20 protein-coding genes are annotated in these 20,729 nt (G+C 37.5%); 12 read left to right on the forward strand and 8 right to left on the reverse strand.

The features are described 5' to 3' along the window. Positions 1-135: 135 nt before the first annotated feature. On the forward strand, positions 136-705 hold the full coding sequence (locus FJR11_RS08945; protein WP_168503339.1) for a pentapeptide repeat-containing protein: 570 nt from the start codon (positions 136-138) through the stop codon (positions 703-705). 107 nt (positions 706-812) lie between these two features. Here FJR11_RS08945 and FJR11_RS08950 read toward each other — a convergent pair whose 3' ends face one another. Both FJR11_RS08950 and FJR11_RS08955 read right to left on the reverse strand, forming a co-directional pair. Continuing rightward, positions 813-1,883 carry a hypothetical protein gene (locus FJR11_RS08950; RefSeq protein WP_168503340.1) on the reverse strand — a complete coding sequence of 357 codons (1,071 nt, stop codon included), beginning with the start codon at positions 1,881-1,883 and terminating at the stop codon, positions 813-815. A 34-nt stretch (positions 1,884-1,917) separates the two neighbouring features. After that, the gene (locus FJR11_RS08955; RefSeq protein WP_168503341.1) at positions 1,918-2,901 is read right to left on the reverse strand and encodes a hypothetical protein; all 984 of its coding nucleotides are present in this window, start codon (positions 2,899-2,901) and stop codon (positions 1,918-1,920) included. A gap of 215 nt (positions 2,902-3,116) precedes the next feature. Here FJR11_RS08955 and FJR11_RS08960 point away from each other — a divergent pair, with 215 nt between their 5' ends. The 4 genes from FJR11_RS08960 to FJR11_RS08975 all read left to right on the forward strand — a co-directional run bounded on the left by FJR11_RS08960 (position 3,117) and on the right by FJR11_RS08975 (position 7,908). Further along, positions 3,117-3,869, forward strand: coding sequence for a winged helix-turn-helix domain-containing protein (locus FJR11_RS08960; protein ID WP_168503342.1), 753 nt, complete (start codon positions 3,117-3,119; stop codon positions 3,867-3,869). A 53-nt stretch (positions 3,870-3,922) separates the two neighbouring features. After that, positions 3,923-5,242, forward strand: a complete 1,320-nt coding sequence (locus FJR11_RS08965) for a cell wall metabolism sensor histidine kinase WalK (RefSeq protein WP_168503343.1) — start codon at positions 3,923-3,925, stop codon at positions 5,240-5,242. 21 nt (positions 5,243-5,263) lie between these two features. Beyond that, on the forward strand, positions 5,264-5,941 hold the full coding sequence (gene phoU, locus FJR11_RS08970) for a phosphate signaling complex protein PhoU (protein ID WP_174762984.1): 678 nt from the start codon (positions 5,264-5,266) through the stop codon (positions 5,939-5,941). A gap of 380 nt (positions 5,942-6,321) precedes the next feature. Continuing rightward, positions 6,322-7,908, forward strand: a complete 1,587-nt coding sequence (locus FJR11_RS08975) for an iron uptake porin (protein WP_168503344.1) — start codon at positions 6,322-6,324, stop codon at positions 7,906-7,908. Positions 7,909-7,980: 72 nt separating this feature from the next. On the opposite strand, the gene FJR11_RS08980 is transcribed toward FJR11_RS08975, so the two are convergent. Next, the gene (locus tag FJR11_RS08980) at positions 7,981-8,226 is read right to left on the reverse strand and encodes a hypothetical protein (protein ID WP_168503345.1); all 246 of its coding nucleotides are present in this window, start codon (positions 8,224-8,226) and stop codon (positions 7,981-7,983) included. Between the two features lie 65 nt (positions 8,227-8,291). On the opposite strand from FJR11_RS08980, the gene FJR11_RS08985 reads away from it, so the two are divergent. Next, positions 8,292-8,894 (forward strand): DUF3318 domain-containing protein, encoded by a 603-nt coding sequence (locus tag FJR11_RS08985; protein ID WP_168503346.1) that lies wholly within the window; start codon positions 8,292-8,294, stop codon positions 8,892-8,894. A 106-nt stretch (positions 8,895-9,000) separates the two neighbouring features. Here FJR11_RS08985 and FJR11_RS08990 read toward each other — a convergent pair whose 3' ends face one another. Continuing rightward, on the reverse strand, positions 9,001-9,843 hold the full coding sequence (locus FJR11_RS08990) for an Rpn family recombination-promoting nuclease/putative transposase (RefSeq protein WP_168503347.1): 843 nt from the start codon (positions 9,841-9,843) through the stop codon (positions 9,001-9,003). A gap of 78 nt (positions 9,844-9,921) precedes the next feature. Between FJR11_RS08990 and FJR11_RS08995 the strand changes: the two genes are divergently transcribed. The 4 genes from FJR11_RS08995 (at position 9,922) to FJR11_RS09010 (ending at position 13,519) form a co-directional block, all read left to right on the forward strand. Further along, positions 9,922-11,088 (forward strand): pyridoxal phosphate-dependent aminotransferase, encoded by a 1,167-nt coding sequence (locus FJR11_RS08995; RefSeq protein WP_168503348.1) that lies wholly within the window; start codon positions 9,922-9,924, stop codon positions 11,086-11,088. Between the two features lie 35 nt (positions 11,089-11,123). Continuing rightward, positions 11,124-11,771 (forward strand): histidine phosphatase family protein, encoded by a 648-nt coding sequence (locus FJR11_RS09000; protein WP_168503349.1) that lies wholly within the window; start codon positions 11,124-11,126, stop codon positions 11,769-11,771. A 76-nt stretch (positions 11,772-11,847) separates the two neighbouring features. After that, a complete protein-coding gene (locus tag FJR11_RS09005; protein ID WP_168503350.1) occupies positions 11,848-12,873 on the forward strand; it encodes a glucokinase in 1,026 nt (341 codons plus the stop codon). 43 nt (positions 12,874-12,916) lie between these two features. Beyond that, complete coding sequence (locus tag FJR11_RS09010) at positions 12,917-13,519, forward strand: hypothetical protein (protein WP_168503351.1); 603 nt, start codon at positions 12,917-12,919, stop codon at positions 13,517-13,519. Between the two features lie 38 nt (positions 13,520-13,557). Here FJR11_RS09010 and FJR11_RS09015 read toward each other — a convergent pair whose 3' ends face one another. Next, positions 13,558-14,874 (reverse strand): ABC transporter substrate-binding protein, encoded by a 1,317-nt coding sequence (locus tag FJR11_RS09015; protein ID WP_168503352.1) that lies wholly within the window; start codon positions 14,872-14,874, stop codon positions 13,558-13,560. Between the two features lie 176 nt (positions 14,875-15,050). On the opposite strand from FJR11_RS09015, the gene FJR11_RS09020 reads away from it, so the two are divergent. Together FJR11_RS09020 and FJR11_RS09025 are read left to right on the forward strand one after the other, a co-directional pair. After that, positions 15,051-15,806, forward strand: a complete 756-nt coding sequence (locus FJR11_RS09020; protein ID WP_168503353.1) for a YebC/PmpR family DNA-binding transcriptional regulator — start codon at positions 15,051-15,053, stop codon at positions 15,804-15,806. 89 nt (positions 15,807-15,895) lie between these two features. Then, entirely contained in the window at positions 15,896-17,149 is a 1,254-nt protein-coding gene (locus FJR11_RS09025) for an FAD-dependent hydroxylase (RefSeq protein WP_168503372.1), read from the forward strand. Positions 17,150-17,352: 203 nt separating this feature from the next. On the opposite strand, the gene acsF is transcribed toward FJR11_RS09025, so the two are convergent. From acsF to FJR11_RS09040, 3 genes are all read right to left on the reverse strand, one after another. Beyond that, complete coding sequence (gene acsF / locus FJR11_RS09030; protein WP_168503354.1) at positions 17,353-18,453, reverse strand: magnesium-protoporphyrin IX monomethyl ester (oxidative) cyclase; 1,101 nt, start codon at positions 18,451-18,453, stop codon at positions 17,353-17,355. A 249-nt stretch (positions 18,454-18,702) separates the two neighbouring features. Then, on the reverse strand, positions 18,703-20,286 hold the full coding sequence (gene lysS / locus FJR11_RS09035; RefSeq protein ID WP_168503355.1) for a lysine--tRNA ligase: 1,584 nt from the start codon (positions 20,284-20,286) through the stop codon (positions 18,703-18,705). Positions 20,287-20,342: 56 nt separating this feature from the next. Continuing rightward, on the reverse strand, positions 20,343-20,702 hold the full coding sequence (locus tag FJR11_RS09040; protein ID WP_168503356.1) for a VOC family protein: 360 nt from the start codon (positions 20,700-20,702) through the stop codon (positions 20,343-20,345). Positions 20,703-20,729: the final 27 nt, after the last annotated feature.

The raw sequence follows: 20,729 nt of genomic DNA on the forward strand, positions 1-20,729 counted from the left end.
TAACAAATGTGAATAATTTGATAATTGGAGATGTATTTATGGTTAGATTAAATAAACGACGAAGTTAAACTATATTTTCAATCATTAATTTTTAATTTTTAATTTTTAATTACTAACTACCAAGGTCTAAAAAGTATGAATGTTCAAGAACTTTTAGCTAGGTACGCGACAGGAGAAAGAAGTTTTAACTGTATTGCGTTACCAGGAGCAAATCTCCAAGGAGTCAACTTGGGTGGTGTAGACTTCGGTAGAGCAGATTTAAGAGGCGCAAATCTAACAGCAGCTTCTTTAAGTGGAGCTAATTTGAGTAAGGCAAATCTCCAAGGAGCAACATTAGAAAGAGCGCATTTATCTGAAGTTATTCTCTGTGGTGCTGATTTAACTCAAGCTACATTAACAACGGCTCATTTAAATGAATCAGACCTCAGTGGTGCATTGTTAAGTGGTGCTAACTTGTGTGATGCTAATTTACACATGGCTTCAATTTCCGCAGCCAATTTGCAGGGTGCAAACCTCAGCGGTGCAAAAATGGGGGGTGTGAGAATGTGGAAAGCAGATTTACAAGGTGCAGATTTGAGTGGTGCTGATTTAAGCGAGGCTAATTTGTGCGAAGTGAATTTAACTGGAGCTAATTTGGATGATACAGATATGAGTGAAACTTTCTTAACTGGGGCGATTATGCCTGATGGTAGCATTCATAGTTGATGTTTGGCATTGCTGATGCTGATTAGAATATGAATACGTCTCACGCAAAGGCGCAAAGGCGCAAAGGTGAAGATTTCACATTTTAATATGGCTATCAGCAACGCCGATTATTTGGCTTTTGCTTGGCTTTTAGCCTGTTCTAAGGCTATTTCTTTCATGGCTTGATAAGAATTGATGTTTGAACTGCCTTCAATAGCTTTAACAGCCAAATCTTGAACTTGTTTGAGGGCAGATTCTAGTTGTCTGGAAAGGTTTTCTAGTCGGGTTTGTTGATTAGTAATTGTCTGTTCTAAGGACTGTAATCTTTGCTCATAAAAGCGTTTTTGTCCTTCTACTTCTCTCCCATACAAATCTGATTTTACTTTGGCTTGATAACTGGCAATTCCTTTCCCTTCTTCTGTCGCTTTTTTGAGAGCAGTTTCCTTATCTTTGGGAAATGCTTCTACTTTAGCTTTCAATTCTGCAAATTCTTTTTCCCTGTCAGCAATTGTTTTTTCTCGTTCACTCCATTGTTTTTCTGTTGTTTGTTTCTGTTCTTCCAGTTGGTTATTTAATAACTTTTGTTCCTGTGCATATTCATCATTTGTTAACTTGCGTTGCAGTTCTAAATCATATTTATATTCTGCTGAATCTCGTTGTCGAGTGCGGTTGAGATTTTCATTGCGTTCTTTAATAGTTCGTTGATATTCTTCCTGTTCTTTTTGCCAATTATTATTCAGTTCTAAAACTTCTTGAGATAAAATTTCATAGCGTTGACTATATTCCTCCTGGTAAGCTTTTTCATTATCTTCATAAGCTTGAATCAAAGTATCTAAAATATCTTCAGAAACTTCTAAATTATGTAATTGGGATAATTGAGCAACTTCCTCTTCTACAACTTGCTGAATTTCTGCTAATTTAGAAGCCTTTGTCGTGAGTTGTTCTGATAATTCATTCGCAGCACTACCAAACCCTAGCTGAATATTAGCTAAACTTTGAATGGTATTATTCATCTTTTGTTGAATAGTAGTAGTTTGAGTCATAGCTATTTTAGGTTCTGGTTTAGATTCTGGTTTTGGCTGTTCTTTAGGTTTTTGTTCTAATTGACTTTTGAGTGCAGTTTGTTCTTTAAGTAATTCTTCATAAGCTTGAAGAATGTCGGCTTTCGTATTTTTATCAGTGAGTTTTTTGCCTGCCATTATTTACCTCAAAATTATTCAAATTTTCTATTTTCTATTTATTGGTGGAACTATCAAAAGCTCTCATTGCTAAATCTTGAGCTTGTTTTAAAGCAGTTTGTAATTGAGCCGCAATACCTTCAATTTGCTCAGTTTGTTTGACAATTGTTTCTTCGAGGGATTTTGTTTTTAATTCATAACTCTGTTTAGTTGATTCCCATTCTTTCTCAAATAAATCAACTTCAACTTTAGCTTTTTGGCTAGTTTCTTTAATAGCCTCTTCCCTAGCTTTTTTAATTGCTTCTTCCAATTCTGTGGGAAATTTAACAGCCTGTTGTTGATATTCAGTAAATAACTTTTGATGATCAGTTAAAGTTTTCTCCCTTTCAGTCCAGTCTTTCCCTTTTTGTTGAGTAGTTTCTGTAATTTCCCTTTCTAAATTGCGTTTTTTAGCCTCATAAGCATCTGTGGTGAGTTTATGGGTAGTTGCTAATTTATATTGATATTCTTCCTGTTCTTGCTGCCTATCTTTAGTCAATAACTCATTATAGGCTTGCAATTTTTCAGTAAACTCTATTTGTTCTTTTTGCCATTCTTTTCTTTTTGCTGCTGCTTCTTTTTCCAAAGCTTCTTTTCTAGTTGCCGTATCCTGTTCTAGAACTTTTAATTTTTCCTGATGTTCTTGAGTGAAAATATCTAAAGTATCGGCAACAATTCTAATTTGTCTCAGTTCTTGTAACCGTTGTGTTTCAATCTCTATAGCTCTATTTAATTCATCTAATTTAGTATTCTCTTGAGCTAATTTTTCTGCCAGTGCATTCACAATACCGCCAAATTCTAACTGTAAATCAGCTAAACCTTTCACAATACTATCAACAGTATAAGTGGAAGCTGCGGCGAGAATTTCCTGGTTTTTTACCTTTTCAGCTTCTTCCTGTTTAGTAGCTATTTTGGCATCAAGTTTTTTCCTTTCTGCACGAATTTCTTGAAAAGATTGTACCAGTTGTTGTTTGTTATCTTTAACTGCACCTGTGGTCATTTTTCAACTTCCTTAAATTAGTTAGTTATTCCCTGTTTTCTGTGATGGTACTTTTGTACTAAGAGTGTAATTGACAAATCTGCAATTGTCAAGATAAGGTTAGGGATTACTGATATAAAAATTTACAATTTAACAAAATACAAAGAAAAACAAAATAAATCTATCGTTGGTATGATTTATAATATACTAGGTTTTGTTATACACTGAAAAAATTAATGTATACCAGTGAATTAGCTAAATATTCTGTGAGAACGGATATTGGACAAACCAGCCGTATCCTGATAGTCGAAGACGAAGAACTGATTCGGGAAATGTTAGTTGTCGCTTTGGAAGGGGAAGGATACGAGGTAATCACAGCTAGTGATGGCCGAGCCGCGATAGAATATCTGAAAAGTTATGAAAATAATTCTGAAGAATTATCTTTAGACTTAGTGCTATTGGATTTGATGTTACCGCAAATTAATGGTCTAGATATTTGCCGTTTTTTGCGTCACCAAGGCAACTCAGTGCCGATTTTAATGCTCAGTGCGAAAGGTAGTGAAACTGACAGAGTATTGGGTTTAGAAGTGGGTGCTGATGACTATTTGACAAAACCATTTAGTATGCGGGAATTAGTAGCCCGGTGTCGGGCGTTACTTCGCCGCCAGCGTTTAAGTGCATTACCACAAGTTCCTGTCCTCAAGCACAAAGATATAACTTTAAATGCTCAAGAGTGTCGGGTAACTGTGCGTGGAGAAGAGGCGAATTTGTCTCCCAAGGAGTTCCGGCTGTTAGAATTATTTATGAGTTATACCCGTCGGGTATGGTCACGGGAGCAATTGTTAGATCAGATATGGGGGCCAGATTTTGTTGGGGATAGCAAAACTGTGGATGTTCATATCCGCTGGTTACGGGAGAAGTTGGAAGAAGATCCCAGCCATCCAGAATATATTATTACTGTGAGAGGTTTTGGCTACAGATTTGGTTAATTGTTGACGATAGTTGTTAGTTTTGATTAATCACAAAGCAACTAACGACTTCAATGTTTTTACTGGGATTTTTACTGGGTTTAGCTGTCGGGCTTGGTTTTTGGGTTTGGCAACAGGTTCATCTGAACTGGTATTTAGAGCGATTACTGCAACCGTTAAGTTGCCATTCCCATAAAATTACCAACATTAAACTGCTGCTGAGACCTCGCTTACGGCAGGAAATTTCTATTGTCAATAGACAGCAACAAGATTTGCAGCAGTCATTATCCACTTATCAAGAATTGCTAGATTTTGCCCCCCTGGGATATTTGCAGGTAGACGAAGAAAATCAACTGCTGTGGTGCAATCAGCAAGCGCGGGAAATTTTATATCTCCAAAGATGGCAACCAGGACAGGTGCGGTTGTTGCTAGAGTTAGTCAGATCCTATGAATTAGATCAGTTAATTGAACAAACTCGTGATTGGCAAAAGCCCCAGGTGCAAGAATGGGTTTTTCATCCTTCTTGTGAAGATGCCAAGGTAATGACAGCAGTAAAATCCATGTTTTTGCGGGCTTCTAGTTTACCTTTACCAAAAGGACAGGTGGGGGTATTTTTGGAAAATTGTCAACCTGTGCTAGATATGAAGCAAGACAGAGATCGCTCTTTTTCCGATTTAGCCCATGAACTGAGAACGCCCCTCACGGCAATTCGTTTAGTAGTGGAAACTCTCCTCACCCGCTTAGAACCACCTTTAGACCGTTGGGTTAATAGGCTGATGCAAGAAGTTGACCGACTGATTAATTTGGTACAAAGTTGGTTGGAACTGACGCAAATGGAAAATAATCCCACCATGCAGTTAAATTTAGAAATGGTGGAAATGCGATCGCTGATCACCTCAGCATGGGAAACTCTAGAACCAATTGCCCAACGTCAGTCTTTGAACGTAACCTATTCTGGTCTAGAAAGCATCTGCATTCAAGCAGATAAATCTCGACTTTATCAAGTATTTATCAACTTGCTAGATAATAGCATCAAATATAGCCCAGCGGCGACAACTATTGACATTGAGACTAAAATAATTTCTACTGATAACGGCCAAATGTTGGAAATAAATATTATTGACTCCGGTGTGGGCTTTGCTGTTGCCGACTTACCTCATGTATTTGAAAGGTTTTACCGAGGTGATAAAGCCCGTTATCGTTCACCAGTCAATGAAGTAAATTCTACAACCGGAATTGTCGGCAGTGGCTTGGGTTTAGCCATTGTCCAGCAAATAGTCATTGCTCATGGTGGTGTAATTAAAGCCATGAACCATCCAAAAACAGGTGGCGCTTGGATACAAGTTCAATTTTCTCAAATCATGACAAATTCGCCTAGTCAAGACTATAGTTAAAAAATTATATCCTCTTTTGATATGACCAGTGTGAAAACTGTCTTTCATCCACCAAACCATGAAATACCGCAAATAGAACGCTCTATTAGGCGTTTAGAACGGGATTTACTGCGTATGGGTGCTTTAGTAGAGCAATCATTTCGGCTCAGTCACCAAGCCCTATTTGCCGGTGATTTAATCGCAGCAGAACAAATACCCCGATTAGATAAAAAAATTGATCGCTTTTATCGGCAAATAGAATCAGACTGCACCACGATTATTATCCGTCAAGCACCCACAGAAAAAGATTTGCGGTGTATAAGTGCTTTTATGCAGTTAGTTCGTGATTTAGAACGCATTGGGGATTATGCCCAGGATTTAGCGGAAATTGCCATTAAACTCTTTCCCTATCCTCAACATAGTTCTTTACCAGAAATTGCGATTATGTCTCAACACGCCCAAGCAATGTTAGCAACTTGCTTGGTCGCTTTGGCAGACTTAGATGAAACCAGTGGGCAACGAATGAAGCAATTAGATGATGCTGTAGATAATGCTTATGAGGATATTTATCAAACCTTTGCCCACCAAGAAAATGTTCCCGGAGTAATTGAGCCAATTCTCCTCTTAACTTTAGCAATTCGTTGTTTGGAACGCATGGCAGATCACGCTACTAATATCGCGCAACGAGTCACGTATATTGTTACAGGTCAACGTTGTTAAATTGGATTCTGGGGAGAAATTAATTCACAATTCCCATCAAAACTCCTCCCCACCACATATATCACTATTTAAACGCATAAAAATATACATTTAACTTAAAGATCATCTATTCTTAAACTTCTGAATATGAGATTTTGAATAGATAAATATGAATAGAAACAATAGATTACTCTTGACAAAACGGGCTGATTAATAAACTCAGTATAATCTTATGTTTACCCAACCATAAATAAATCATAACTTTGTATAAAATTCTCATGTTTACTTGTGTTAAGTGTTATTTATGTTGTACAATCTCCACAGAACATTTATGTGTAACTTCTTTAGTCGAGAATTTACCATAAGCTGGATTCGTTTAGGTGTGAGAGAGATTGAAATTTATGAAAAAAGCATTCTGGAATATCCTTAAAGTTAGCCCCGCTATTGCTTTGAGCTTAGTAACTGGTAATAGTGCCTTTGCTGGTGAAGCTAACGAACAAGTAACAAGTGTTGCTCAGTTGTCCCAAGATTCCAACAACCTGGGTCAAGTAACATCTGTTTCTCAATTTTCCGACGTACAACCCACAGATTGGGCGTTTCAAGCTTTACAATCCTTAGTTGAACGTTATGGTTGCGTAGCTGGTTATCCTAACGGTACTTTCCGTGGTAATCGCGCTTTGAGTCGGTATGAATTTGCCGCTGGTTTAAATTCTTGCTTAGACCGCGTTAATGAACTCATTGCTACAGCTACTGCTGACATGGTGAGCAAGCAAGATTTAGCCACCTTACAGCGTTTACAAGAAGAATATTCTACTGAATTAGCAACTCTGCGTGGTCAGGTAGACGCTTTAGAAGCTCGGACAAGTGAACTGGAAGCGAATCAGTTCTCCACCACCACCAAGCTCAAAGGTGAGGCTCTTTTCACCGTATCTCAGGCTTTTGGGGATAAAAAAGCAGGTGCAACAACAGATTTAGATTCCAACACCACTTTTGGCAACCGTGTCCGTTTAAGCTTAGAAAGTAGCTTTATGGGTACAGATAAATTACAAACACGGTTAAATGCAGGTAATATTACTAATAATTCCAGTGTAACAGGAACTAACATGACTCGGTTGGGTCATGACGTTAGTGGTAATAACAGTGTAACTATTGACAAACTCAACTACGCTTTCAATTTGAGTGATAAAATCAACGTTAAAATTGATGCTGTTGGCGCTGAATTTAACGAAAACATAGAAGTTTTCAACCCTGACTTTAAAAGTAGTGGTACAGGCGCTTTATCTCGTTATGGACGTTTCAGCCCTATTTATCGTCAAGCAGGTGATGGTGCTGGTATTACCGTTAATGTCAAGCCTACTGAAGCTTTCACCTTAAGTGCAGCCTATGTTGCAACAAATAGAAATAGTGCTGCTGACCCTATCGGAGGAAAAGGACTATTCGATGGTAGTAACACCATCCTTGGTCAATTGGCTTTCAAGCCCAACAAAGCCATTAACCTTGGTCTAACCTACGCCCATACTTATGCAGGTACGGATGGCAGTCTCTTTGGTTCTACTGGCAGTAGTATTGCTAATAATCCCTTCAGTGGTGTCAAAACTGAATCCAACAACTATGGTGTGCAACTTAGCTTGCAACCAAGTAAGAATATTACTCTTGGGGGTTGGGGTGGTTACACATCTGCCAGCACTTTAAATGGTAGTGGCAGCAATGCAGATATTTGGTACTGGGCTGGTACTTTGGGAGTAAAAGACTTTGGTAGACAAGGCAATACCTTGGGTTTAATCTTCGGTCAACCACCTAAATTAACTGGTGGTAAAAACGTTGCTGCTGACTCCGGCACTTCTTATCATTTAGAAGGTTTGTACAAAATGAAGCTTTCCGACAATATTCTTGTTACCCCTGGTGTATTGGTAATCTTCAATCCTGAGCATAACGACAATAACAGCACTGAATATGTTGGTACTCTACGGACTACCTTCAGCTTCTAGAATCAACTTAGGTTAGTCCTTAGGATTTTGTATTAGGGGTTTAGCATTGCTAAACCCCTATATTTTTTAATTCTATTTTTCCCCAGATAAATCTGTTGGTGGTCTATCATTACTCCAAGCCCACCAGACGTAATTGCAATGACAATGATAGAATTCTTGCCACTTCCGACGACGATCTGCGGTAGTTACAGGCGATCGCCTATTTAACCACACATTAACGGCTTCTCGACTACTAGCGTGGCATTTGGGACAATGAAATTGATAGGCGTGTACTGCTTGATTTGTCCATTCTGGCGGATTCGGATCAAAAGCGTCCATATAAATATAAAGTGTAATCTTAAGTAGTCAATGAATATACATAATTATCACTAATAATGGATGCTATGGAGCCAAATATTGAAATTCGTCGTTTGTTAGATGTGATGCCTGCTTCTGGGCGCATGATGACTAAAATCGTCAGTAAACCAGAACAAAAACAGGTAATAGATGCTGCTTTTCCCCTGCCTTTAAGTCAAGCAAGACCGATATATATTAATTTCGATTTGTGGCGACGGTTAACAAAACCCCAACGAGATTTACTCCTATTACAGAAGGTAAGCTGGTTAATAGGGGTGAAATGGTTACAACCTAATATTTATCAAGGTGTGGTGTTAGCGGGGCTTGTGGGGGGAATACTGGAAGCAGTCCAGTCTGATGTGGTAGGTGTGGTCATAGCTGGGGGATTAAGTGCTGTAGCGGCTATGCGGATTTGGCGCATGAATAAATCCCAAGAAGCAGAATTAAATGCTGATACAGCCGCTATTAGAATCGCCCAAAGACGGGGTTATTCAGAAACGGAAGCCGCCCAACATTTGTTAACAGCGATTGAAACAGTAGCGACAATAGAAGGGCGTTCTGGTTTAAATTTTAGTGAATTAATTCGTTGTCAGAACCTGAAAGCAATTGCTGGTTTATCACAAGTTGGTATTCCTAAAAATTATCAATAGATTTACAGCGGAGTGAAAAAATTGACATTTGAGTAATTAAAATTTACGTAAGGGTTTAGCAATCCTAAACCCTTACCATAACCAGCAATTCGGCATCAGAAATACTTTAGTGTTTGACTGCTGCTAACCAAACCTGTAAATCATTTAAACTGGTAAAATCTAACAATGCTTCACTCAAATTTTCCATTACAGGTAAAGGTAAAGCCAAAATAGAAACGCGTAGTTCTTCTGGTAATTCTCCAAACCGTTTTGTTAACTGTCGAATAACTAGATTGAAAGTTGCTTGTTCTATTCCTTCTTGTTTAATTTCTCTGTAAGCGCGACTTCTTTCTAATGAAATTCCTAGCATGACTTCAACCTCCCTTAAAGTAAGTTTTTCAAATTTGTACATCATTATTGTCGTGATCATTTCTATTATGACCTGACTTGATAAAGATGACGTTTCTTGATTACTTTTTGTTAACAAATACCTGGCTGCTTCTGGTGCTTGACTTTCTTCTAAAGTTGTCAGTACCATTAATGCTACCCATACAGGTAATTGGTGAATGTCTCCCAATTCATCTAAATATATTCTATGTACTTGGTCGCTGTTTAGCAATGCCCGATGAGGGTAAATATCACCTTGTTCTGTGTTGCGAGTTGGATAAATTACTACTGCTTGCCAATCACTAAATCTATTGCGGTTACGATAGAAATATAAATGAGATTCGGCAAATACTCTTTCATAAAGTTGTTCATCTTTTTGAAACTGTACTTCACAAAAATATACTACTCCTGGACTATCATTTTCTGGTGGTAAAAACACGCCATCAATTTCAAATTTAGGTTCTTTAACTGCTACGGAATCGAATCTATAGTTATCGGCATTTTTTGGCGGTTGTGCTAATAGTTGAAATAGCACAGATGGATATTGTTGGAATAGTTTGTAAAAAATGGAATCTCTACGCATGAAGCACCTGATATTTTAAAAACATTGGATAAAGGATGATATTCTTGAATAAGATACTTCACATACCTTTTATAAGTTATGAATTATAAATTATCACGAATGGAGGCGATTCAATCGCCAATTATTCCGGTGGTGGGAGAATTAATTAAAAACTCTCCAGGAACAATTTCTTTAGGACAAGGTGTGGTTCATTATCAGCCACCATTAACAGCAATTGAACTATTACCAAAATTCCTTTCTGAACCCAAAAATCATCTTTATCAAGCTGTTGTCGGGATTCCTGAATTATTAACAGCATTAGCGGCAAAATTATCAATATTCAATGGGATTGATATTAACGATGAAAATGCTATTGTGGTGACAGCAGGTAGCAATATGGGGTTTATGAATGCTATTTTAGCAATTACTTCTCCCGGTGATGAAATTATCTTAAATACTCCCTACTATTTTAATCATGAAATGGCGATTAAAATGGCGGGTTGTCATCCGATATTAGTTGCCACAGATACAGATTATCAATTAATTCCCCAAGCTATAGCCGCAGCAATTACAAATAAAACCCGTGCAGTGGTGACGATTTCTCCGAATAATCCCACAGGGGTAATTTATGCAGAGTCAGCATTAAAACAAGTTAATCAAATTTGTCGAGATAGGGGAATTTATCATATTAGTGATGAGGCTTATGAATATTTTACTTATGACGGTATAAAACATATTTCTCCTGGGTCATTTATAGGCAGTAATCAATATACAATTTCTCTTTTTAGTTTATCAAAAGCTTATGGTTTTGCTAGTTGGCGAATTGGTTATATGGTAATTCCCCAACATTTATTAACTGCTGTAAAAAAAGTCCAAGATACTATTTTAATTTGTCCACCTGTGGTTTCTCAATATGCAGCTTTGGGTGCATTACAAGTAAAAGATGATTATTTAAAAGATAATATTCGGACAATTTCTCAAGTTCGAGAAATAGTGATTCATGCACTAGAATCTTTGGAAGATTTATGTACTATTACAACTGCTAATGGTGCATTTTACTTTTTCTTGAAAGTGCATACCAAAATTAACGATTTGGAATTAGTGAAAAAACTGATTCAAGAATATAAAATAGCGGTGATTCCGGGAACAACCTTTGGGATGGAAGATGCTTGTTATTTGCGGGTTGCTTATGGTGCATTACAAGCAGATACAGCCAAAGCAGGTATAGAAAGATTAGTCAAAGGTTTGCAAAGTATCGTATTATAACCACATAACAAAAATTAACACTCGTATTTTTATCTATGAGTCAAATAGTTTGGATAGCAAGACACGCTAACCGTCTCGATTTCGTATATCCCGATTGGTTTCTCACCGCCGAAAGACGGTATGATCCACCTTTGTCAGATGATGGTATAATTCAGGCGCAGCAATTAGCAAAACGACTGAAGGGGAAAAAAATCACCCATATTTTTGCTTCTCCGTTTTTGCGAACTATCCAAACTGCCAATGCGATCGCTGAAGTTTTGGATTTACAGATTAAACTAGAAGTAGGTTTGAGTGAATGGCTTAATCCTGAATGGATGACTGAAGAACCAGAAAAACTCTCAACTTCAGCTTTAGTAAAATTATTTCCCAGAATTGATACTAGCTACACATCACGCATAGCTGCAAAATACCCGGAAACTCATGAAAAGGTGCGGGAACGTTCAGCGCAAACTGCCAGGTGTCTATCTACTGAATTTTCCCCCCATGATATCCTATTGGTGGCACATGGTGCTTCTGTGTTGGGTGCAGCCATGGGATTAGTGGGAGACATCGCTAAAACTGAAGTTAAAGCTTCTCTATGTTCTTTGGTAAAAGTTGTGCGTCAAGATTCAGAATGGTTGCTAGAACTAAAGGGAGATACTTCCCATTTGACGAAAGTTGAGGAATTGGTGCGATTTGTGTAAATATTTTAATGGGGATTTTCTCTAAATCGCAACTGATACTAACTAAGCAAAAGTAACTTACTAGCTGATAAATTTTATGACATTGCTACTAGCCGGAGACATAGGCGGAACAAAAACGATTTTGCGCTTGGTGGAATTCTCAGAAACACTAGGTTTAAAAACTCTGCATGAAGAGAGTTTTCGCAGTGGAGATTTTCCCGACTTAGTTCCCATAGTCCAAAAGTTTTTGACTAATGCTAACTCTAGCACACCAGAAAAAGCTTGTTTTGCGATCGCCGGGCCTGTAGTAGAAAATACTGCTAAGTTAACTAATTTATCATGGTTTTTGGATACAGATCGTTTAGCAAAAGAATTGGGTATTCTTTCGATTTCCCTAATTAATGACTTTGCGGCTGTGGGTTATGGGATTTTTGGTTTAACTAAACAGGATTTACTGACTTTGCAAGTTGGTAAATATCAACCAGCAGCACCAATGGCTGTAATTGGTGCAGGAACTGGGTTAGGACAGGGATTTTTGATTAAACAGGGAAATCAATATCAAGTCTTTCCTTCCGAGGGTGGACACGCAGATTTTGCCCCTCGCAATGAGTTAGAGTTTCAACTGTTGAAATATATTGTAGATAAATATAATATTCAACGAGTTTCTGTAGAAAGAGTTGTTTCTGGTTTGGGGATTCCGGCTATTTACCAATTTTTACGAGATCAACAAATAGCCACTGAATCTCCAGAAATTGCCCAAGCAGTCAGAACTTGGGAACAAGAAGCACAGACAACCGAAAAAACCCTTGATCCTGGTGCTTTTATTGGGAGTGCGGCACTGGAAAAAAGTGATCGCCTTTCTGAACAAACCATGCAATTATTTGTGGAAGCTTACGGTGCAGAAGCCGGCAATCTAGCACTCAAACTCCTACCCTATGGAGGATTATACATTGCTGGTGGTATCGCTCCTAAAATCTTACCTTTAATGCAAAATGGTAGTTTCCTGGTGAATTTTACCCAAAAAGGGAGAATGGGTTCTCTTCTGGCAGAAATCCCCGTGCATATAATTCTTAATCAACAAGTCGGATTAATTGGTGCGGCTTTGTCTGCCTCTAGGTTATAACTAGCAAGAACAGTAAAATCTGCATCTACAAATTTTATAACTTATGAATAGCAAAATTTTACTATCTTTGATTGCTGCCACTTTTTTATCTAGCGGTTACGCTGTCGCTGGGGTGCATTCACCTAAACCGACAATTACCGAGAAAAGGCCCATTATTCCTCAAGTAGTACAGCCTAAATGGCGGGAATTCACCGCACCAGATGGACATTTTACAGTTTTAATGCCCGGAATGCCTAAACGGAAAACCCAAATTCAAAAAACCTATATGGGGGAAATAAAATTAGAAATATTTTTAATCCAACCACCAGAACAAGAAGCTGCATATATAGTTACATACAATGAATTTCCTCATAGCTATGTGCAGATGAATAGCCCTCAAAAAATTATGGATGAAGCCCAATATGTAGAATTAACAACTACCAAAAGTAGATTATTAAATCAGCGGAATATTCGCAGTTCTAACTTTCATCCTGGCAAAGAAATTGAATATGTCAATGCCATAGGTAAAGTTACGAAAACTAGGATGTTTATTGCTCATAATAGATTATATAAAGTTATGGCAATCACTTCTAAAAAACAGCATGAAACTTTAAATAAAACTATTACAGGCTATTTAAATTCCTTTAACTTGGTTGTTAGACCTTAATTGGAAATTGGTAATTAGCATCAGCAACCCTTCAACCCTTACTTAAAAATTAAATCTAAACGTTGCTGGGCTGCTTTCAAAGCTTGTTCTGGAGAACTTTTACTCAAGAGTACAGCTTCAATTGCCCGTCCTAAACTGTCAGAAATGCGAGTATAGTTAGGAAAAATAGGGCGAGAACGTCCATATTTAGCTTGATCTAAAAATACTTGAATTTGTGGTTGTTTCTGGAGAAATTCTTGATAAGCTGGACTTTGACGAGATTTTAAATTTATCGGTAAATAGCCAGTTCCTAAAGCTAATTCTGTTTGAAAATCGGCACTTAAAGTATATTCCACAAACTTAAAAGCCGCTTGTTCTCGTTCTGGTGTGGTTTTAAATAAGAAGAGATTTTCACCACCAATCACAGTAGCCGGTTTTTGATTCATGGGAATGGGAAAAACTGCAAAATCTACACCACTTTGTTTAAATTCTCCCAAACTCCAAGGGCCAGTTACCTGCATTGCCACTCTACCCTTGACCAGACTTTCGATTTCATAACCCCGTTCTATGCCAGATAAAACAGCCGAACCATCTTTAATTAAATTTTGCCATAATTCCAAAGCAGCGATCGCCCCTTGATTATTTTCCAAAACCACATCTGCTGCACTTTGAGAATTATCACTTACCAATTTACCACCACCACTCCACATAAATGGCAACCAGGTAAATACTGTAAATTCTCCCTTACCCGCAGGTAGTATAATTCCATGTTGATTGATTTTTCCATCATGATTAGTATCACGAGTTAATTGTTTCGCAACTTGTCGCAATTCCTCCCAAGTCTGCGGTAACTTCGTGATTCCTGCATCTTTAAACAAACTAGGACGGTAATAAACACCAACGTTATTTGTGGCAAATGGCACAGACCAAGTTTGATTTTTATACTTCATAGATGTCCACAAAGCCGGATCTATTTCGTCTTTCACCTTTGACTTAGCTAATTTATCATCCAAAGGTAAAAGCACCCCCAATTCCACCAATTGACCGCCAATTGTGGGATTAAACCATAATAAATCAGGCGGTGCATTTCCAACTACAGCCGCTAAAATCTTTGGCATTTGCTGATCTTGTTGACCAACATAAAGAGATTCAACATGAATATTCGGGTGACTTTTATTAAATTTGTCCACCAGCTTTTGCAAAACATCCCGATTTTGGGGTGGATTTACCCCCTGCCACAAGGTGATATTAATAACTTTATTAGATCGAATAGCTTGACATCCACCTAAAGATAGAATCCCCAAAAATAACACTAGCAATAAGGGTTTCAGGTATTTTTTAACTTGTCGCCGAAAATTGTTAGGGATGAAAAACATTTTTATTTTTGCAGATTTAACTTTTCTCAATTATTTTAAAACAGATTTTACCTCACGCAGAGGCGCAGAGTCTCAGAAAGGAAGAATTTGAAATTTTTAATTCTACTCTTTTGAGTTCTACCCTGCGCTGCTAGGTTTATTCTATATTTGAATAGACTATAAATATTTTTTTAATTATGTCAGGACATAGTAAATGGGCAACTATTAAACGCCAGAAAGCCGTAGTAGATGCAAAAAGGGGAAGTATATTTACCCAACTATCACGGGCAATTATAGTTGCGGCTAGAAACGGTATCCCAGATCCAGCCGGCAATTTTCAACTCCGAACAGCCATTGATAAAGCCAAGGCGGCGGGGATTCCTAATGATAATATTGATAGAGCCGTTGCTAAAGGTGCAGGTACTTTCAGTGATGGTAATATCCTCGAAGAAATTCGCTATGAAGGTTATGGGCCTGGTGGTGTGGCAATTTTAATTGAAGCCCTTACAGATAATCGTAATCGTACCGCTGCGGATTTGCGAGTATCCTTTAGTAAAAATGGCGGAAATTTGGGAGAAATAGGTTGTGTCAGTTGGATGTTTTCCCAAAAAGGTGTTTGTGTAGTTGAAGGTGTAATTGATGAAGAACAGCTTTTAGAAGCTTCCCTAGAAGGAAATGCCCAGTCCTATGAAATGATTGCAGAGGAAACCGTTGAGGTATTTACGGAAATAGGGAATTTAGAAAAACTTAGCCAAATATTGCAAGTAAAAGGTTTTCAAGTCACAGATGCAGAACTACGCTGGATTCCTGGAAATCAGGTAGAAGTTACTGATGCAGATCAAGCTAAATCTCTCCTCAAATTAATTGATACCCTAGAAGGGTTAGATGATGTCCAAAATGTGACAGCTAACTTTGAAATGGCTGATAATTTGATGGTTTTAAGCATGGCGTAGAATTTTGTGCTGTCACCTTGCGAGGAAGATGCGATCGCGTCACAATAATAATTAAAACCCTGTAATTTATCTTCACAATGTCCCTCACAATGTCCCTAACTCCCACCCTCACCTCTCCCCACCTCCCCACAGAAAACTATTGGGGATATGACTATGATTTAGTCATAGTTGGTGGTGGAATTGTCGGCTTAACTCTAGCCGCAGCCTTAAAAGATTCTGGTTTAAATATCCTGTTAATTGAAGCTAGGGTGGCATCAGCCGCAGTAGCAAAAGGCCAGGCTTATGCTGTACATATGTTATCAGCACAAATTTTCCAAGGCATTGGTTTATGGGATAAAATTCTGCCCAATGTCGCCAAATATAACCAAGTTCGTCTCTCCGATGCTGATTATCCCGATGTAGTCAAATTCCAAACTGCTGATTTAGGTACACAGGAGTTAGGTTATGTTGCAGAACATTATGCACTGTTAGCACCCTTACAGGAATTTGTCCAAAGTTGTGCAAATGTAACTATTTTGTGTCCAGCGGAAGTAGTCAGCACAAAAAATGAGAGAGATATAGTTACTATTAATATGAAAATTGCCGACGAAAATCGGATAATTCGCAGTAAATTGTTAGTAGCTGCCGATGGTTCAAAATCACCAATTCGTCAAGCTGCGGGCATTAAAACGAAAGGCTGGAAATATTGGCAATCATGTATTGTGGCTTTTGTAAAACCAGAAAACCCTCATAATAACACCGCTTACGAAAAGTTTTGGTCAAGTGGTCCCTTTGCAATTTTACCCTTACCAGGAAACCGTTGTCGGATTGTTTGGACAGCGCCCCACGAAGAAGCAAAAGCCTTGTGTGCCTTGAATGATCAGGAATTTCTAGCGGAACTGACTAAACGCTATGGTGATCAAATGGGCAAATTGGAATTATTGGGAGACAGATTTATTTTTCAGGTACAGTTAATGCAGAGCGATCGCTATGTTCTCCCTAGATTAGCATTAATTGGTGATGCTGCCCATAATTGTCATCCCGTCGGCGGACAAGGTTTAAATTTGGGAATACGTGACGCAGCCGCATTAGCTGAAATTATCCAAACCGCCCATCAAAACCGTCAAGATATTGGAAATATTTCCATACTCAAGCAATATGAAAGCTGGAGAAAAAAAGAAAATCTCGCCATATTAGGTTTCACCGATTTATTAGATCGAGTTTTTTCTAACAACTTCTTCCCAATAGTCATAATTCGCCGTTTAGGTTTATGGATCATGCAGCGAGTTCCCATTATTAAAATATTCGCCCTGAAATTAATGATTGGCTTAAAAGGAAAAACTCCACAACTAGCCAAACGGTGAAATTATCAAAACCAAAATATCGTAGGGTGCGTCACCTGAGTTCGACGTAAGATAATAATCTGCAAGTGTTGATTGACAAAAGTTTCAGGATTAAATAACTTGTTATTAATTGTCAATAATCTCCATTTATTGACAATTAATTAGAAATAGACAATATAAACTGTAAATTTAGGCTACACCACTGCCCAAGAATCTGTAGGTTATTAATCCGCATCTTTTAATCCTAGACCATTATCTACAGTAGTATTATTTGATTTCATGGAAAATAGACTTAGAAAAATTAATAGAAGAGAAAAATAATGCGGAATTTTCCTAATTATTTGAAATAATTTATGCTGACTTGATACATTTATCTTTTCATTCTCTGCAATATGTAAAATGCAATTATCTAGTTTTTGAAAAAAATCTGGATTTTCAACATCAAGAGTTGTCGGCAAATCTTTTTTAATAGTTTTATTAAGTTTCTTTATTACGAGAATACTGTATTCGCGAGCATCTAAACCAAGCAACATATAGAATTCACTATGATGTTTATACTTTAAGTACATCATGCTGAAGCTCAATAGCAAAAAGAACTTGCAGGATAATCTTGCCTTTAAACCATCAGAAAGCTGTGATTGTGATTTTATGATTGCCCCGAAAAAATCTCCATGCCTATTCTCATCTTCACTCCATGCCTGATAAAATTGAAAAAGAGGATAGATAGAGTATTCAGGGTAGGCTTCTAGATGCTCGAAAACTGTTATGTAATAACAACTAGAAATTCTCTCAGATAAATAAGTAGTATAAATAAACCACGAAAATGGGAGCGAAGTATACTTTCTTCTTCCTTTTTTCAGGAAGTCTAAACAAGGTTTAATATGAAAATCGAGGAAAGCCTGATTCAGAAAACCAGCATGACGGGCTTCGTCTCTAGACATCAAGGAAAATCCCTCTGAAAGGATGCTGTTTGTCTCCTTAAGTTGATGGGATAGCTCTTTATATAATATGAAGCCAGAGTACTCAGAAGCACAAAATCTTTCTAGAAGCTCAATTATGAGGTTTCGGACTTCGCCTGGAATTTGATCCCAAGACTGATTAAATTCTTCATTACGTATAAATTTCTTTTTGCTATGATCGTTTTTTAATTCAACAATAACCGTATTAAATGCTTCCTGACACACTGAAGTATCAATTTTGGACATTTTCCTAAGATTAGTTGTATAAAATCTTGGGAAAATGGAAGTTTCCTTCGCTAGAACCTTAGTGATAGCATCTGAAGCTTCAAAGTTAACCGTATTTATTTTCTTTGAAAGGTCTTTCATTTCATAAAAATATATATTTATCTACATTCAATGATACATCATCTCCCTGATTGATTGAGAACTAACAATAATTTTTAGCCTAACTATTTATTATACGGAAACTTTCTGTATAATCTTTTTTACGTTTTTCTCGTTCCCAGGTTCTACCTGGGAATGCTATCAAGAAGGCTCTGACTTCTGATAATCTAGAGGCAGAGCCTCATAAACTGTATTCCCTGTCAGAGACAGGGAACAAGAAACAAGAATAATTTAAACTTCCGCTTTTTCCTTACCCGCATTCAAAGCCACAACATCCTGCAACCTCGAAAGCACAAAAGACTTCTCCAGATAAGAAAATAAGCCACCAGCTTTTGGACCCTTTTCTTTATTTAAAAAAGATAGATACAAAGCCTTAAAAGCAATTGGTTGTTGAATTCCTAACTCCTTAGTAGTCGAGAAAATTATAGTTTGTAATTCCTCAGCGTCCCAATTAGGAATATTCTGCAAATTCTCCATCAACTTTTGCAAATAAGCAACTTGTTCTTCATTCAAATCATTAGCTTTATCAGGAACTTGTTCCAAATAAAGAACTAACTTTTCTTCCTCATCTGCATAATCTTGTAACCATAATTGTGCAGCAGCAATTCTCTGATTAATAATTTGCTGATCATACTCATTTAAAGGCTGTGGACTACGTTGTATAACCTCATCCTGAATATTTAAACGCGGAACTTGCAACAGAGAAATCAACGTACTAAAATCAAAAGGTTGGAAAGTTTTAACTTCATCCCCTAATTGCGCGTAAAATAACGACATTAACTCCTCTGTTAATTCAGGAGATTTAGAATACTTGTTAATTAAAGTATCGTAATCTCTAAATAAACGAGTAGTAGTTTCATAATTTGGCGCAAAGTTAATTACAGTTCTTGGCTGAGTCCGCAACATTAAAAAGCGCAGTAATTCCGGTGGAAGTAAAGCCGCAATTTCTTCTGCACTCGAACCAACTCCTTTAGAAGAACTCATCTTTGTCCCATTCACAAGAATGAATTCATAGGGAGAATGGAAAGGAGGTTGCTTTTGTAAAACCTTGCGACTAATAGCATTAGCAACATCTCTAGAACCACCTTTTTGAGAGTGATCCTTCCCAGCCATTTCGATAGTTACACCCAACACATCCCATTTAGCCACCCATTCAACTTTCCAAGGTAATTTACCATTACCATTAAAAGGAGAAACCCAACCAGAATGTCCACAACCTTTTACATAGTCAGTTGCATCTGGTTTACAGGTGTAAAATACTTCTGAACCGTTATAATCTGTAGTGACAGTTGTGGCAATCTTACCGCAATTTTCACAAATAACTTGAAAAGGATACCAATTATTTGGACGGTCAGCTTTACTTACTTCTTTATATGCTTCTCTTACTAAATGAGCATTTTTCAAGAAAGTATCTATATGAGAATTAAGTTTTCCAGAACGATATAAATCCCGAAGAAAATAAGTTTCTGGTTTAATTCCTAAATACTCAAAAACTTCAAAAAATTCACCAATGAAATATTTAGCATAATCACTAGCATTATCACCAGGAGAAGGCACATTACACAGAGGAAAACCCAAATAAGGAGAAAACTTTTCCTGATCTAAGTATTTTGGAACCGTATCCAGTGCGTCATAGTCATCCACACCATACAAGAACTTAACGGGCTTACCTGCGTGTTTCAAGGCACGGTAAATTACATCATGGATAACCACACCCCGTAAAGACCCAACGTGTACCCGTCCTGATGGAGTCTTAGAATCATTAACTACCTGGTCGCCTACTGCATCAGCAGCAATTTTATCAGCCCAAAACATTTGCTATTTATCTTTTCACAATCCATCCATTTTAACTTTTGTCATGGAAAATAATCTCATTGTTGACTAAGTTCAATAATATTTCTATCTGGATCTTTAATAAAAATCGCCGCCCGACCAGAAGCACTAGCTTGAAAAGGATAGTTTTTAGCGATTAACTCATCTTTCACAACCTGCAAATCAACCACAGAAAAAGCAATATGAGGATTTTGCCCCCATTTTTCCTGTTGCTGATCGGTTGGTACAGTAGGTGCGACAATCAGATGCAGTTGATAATTACCAATTTGATACCAGACACCGGGATATTTTAGAGGACGTTCTACTTTATTTAATCTTAATACCTGACTATAAAAATATTCAGCACGTTCTAAATCAGTTACCAGAATAGCAGTATGAAGGCTTTGGATAATTTGCATTTTTTGTTTTGTTAAATATAAGTAAAT

It is taken from the genome of Anabaena sp. UHCC 0187, from assembly GCF_009712035.1.
Taxonomy (GTDB): domain Bacteria; phylum Cyanobacteriota; class Cyanobacteriia; order Cyanobacteriales; family Nostocaceae; genus Dolichospermum.

Excerpts from the sequence above, each read along its gene's own strand:
- FJR11_RS08945 (WP_168503339.1), top strand. The coding sequence starts at position 136 with ATGAATGTTCAAGAACTTTTAGCTAGGTACGCGACAGGAGAAAGAAGT.
- FJR11_RS08950 (WP_168503340.1), bottom strand. The coding sequence starts at position 1,883 with ATGGCAGGCAAAAAACTCACTGATAAAAATACGAAAGCCGACATTCTT.
- FJR11_RS08955 (WP_168503341.1), bottom strand. The coding sequence starts at position 2,901 with ATGACCACAGGTGCAGTTAAAGATAACAAACAACAACTGGTACAATCT.
- FJR11_RS08960 (WP_168503342.1), top strand. The coding sequence starts at position 3,117 with ATGTATACCAGTGAATTAGCTAAATATTCTGTGAGAACGGATATTGGA.
- FJR11_RS08965 (WP_168503343.1), top strand. The coding sequence starts at position 3,923 with ATGTTTTTACTGGGATTTTTACTGGGTTTAGCTGTCGGGCTTGGTTTT.
- phoU (WP_174762984.1), top strand. The coding sequence starts at position 5,264 with ATGACCAGTGTGAAAACTGTCTTTCATCCACCAAACCATGAAATACCG.
- FJR11_RS08975 (WP_168503344.1), top strand. The coding sequence starts at position 6,322 with ATGAAAAAAGCATTCTGGAATATCCTTAAAGTTAGCCCCGCTATTGCT.
- FJR11_RS08980 (WP_168503345.1), bottom strand. The coding sequence starts at position 8,226 with ATGGACGCTTTTGATCCGAATCCGCCAGAATGGACAAATCAAGCAGTA.
- FJR11_RS08985 (WP_168503346.1), top strand. The coding sequence starts at position 8,292 with ATGGAGCCAAATATTGAAATTCGTCGTTTGTTAGATGTGATGCCTGCT.
- FJR11_RS08990 (WP_168503347.1), bottom strand. The coding sequence starts at position 9,843 with ATGCGTAGAGATTCCATTTTTTACAAACTATTCCAACAATATCCATCT.
- FJR11_RS08995 (WP_168503348.1), top strand. The coding sequence starts at position 9,922 with ATGAATTATAAATTATCACGAATGGAGGCGATTCAATCGCCAATTATT.
- FJR11_RS09000 (WP_168503349.1), top strand. The coding sequence starts at position 11,124 with ATGAGTCAAATAGTTTGGATAGCAAGACACGCTAACCGTCTCGATTTC.
- FJR11_RS09005 (WP_168503350.1), top strand. The coding sequence starts at position 11,848 with ATGACATTGCTACTAGCCGGAGACATAGGCGGAACAAAAACGATTTTG.
- FJR11_RS09010 (WP_168503351.1), top strand. The coding sequence starts at position 12,917 with ATGAATAGCAAAATTTTACTATCTTTGATTGCTGCCACTTTTTTATCT.
- FJR11_RS09015 (WP_168503352.1), bottom strand. The coding sequence starts at position 14,874 with ATGTTTTTCATCCCTAACAATTTTCGGCGACAAGTTAAAAAATACCTG.
- FJR11_RS09020 (WP_168503353.1), top strand. The coding sequence starts at position 15,051 with ATGTCAGGACATAGTAAATGGGCAACTATTAAACGCCAGAAAGCCGTA.
- FJR11_RS09025 (WP_168503372.1), top strand. The coding sequence starts at position 15,896 with ATGTCCCTAACTCCCACCCTCACCTCTCCCCACCTCCCCACAGAAAAC.
- acsF (WP_168503354.1), bottom strand. The coding sequence starts at position 18,453 with ATGAAAGACCTTTCAAAGAAAATAAATACGGTTAACTTTGAAGCTTCA.
- lysS (WP_168503355.1), bottom strand. The coding sequence starts at position 20,286 with ATGTTTTGGGCTGATAAAATTGCTGCTGATGCAGTAGGCGACCAGGTA.
- FJR11_RS09040 (WP_168503356.1), bottom strand. The coding sequence starts at position 20,702 with ATGCAAATTATCCAAAGCCTTCATACTGCTATTCTGGTAACTGATTTA.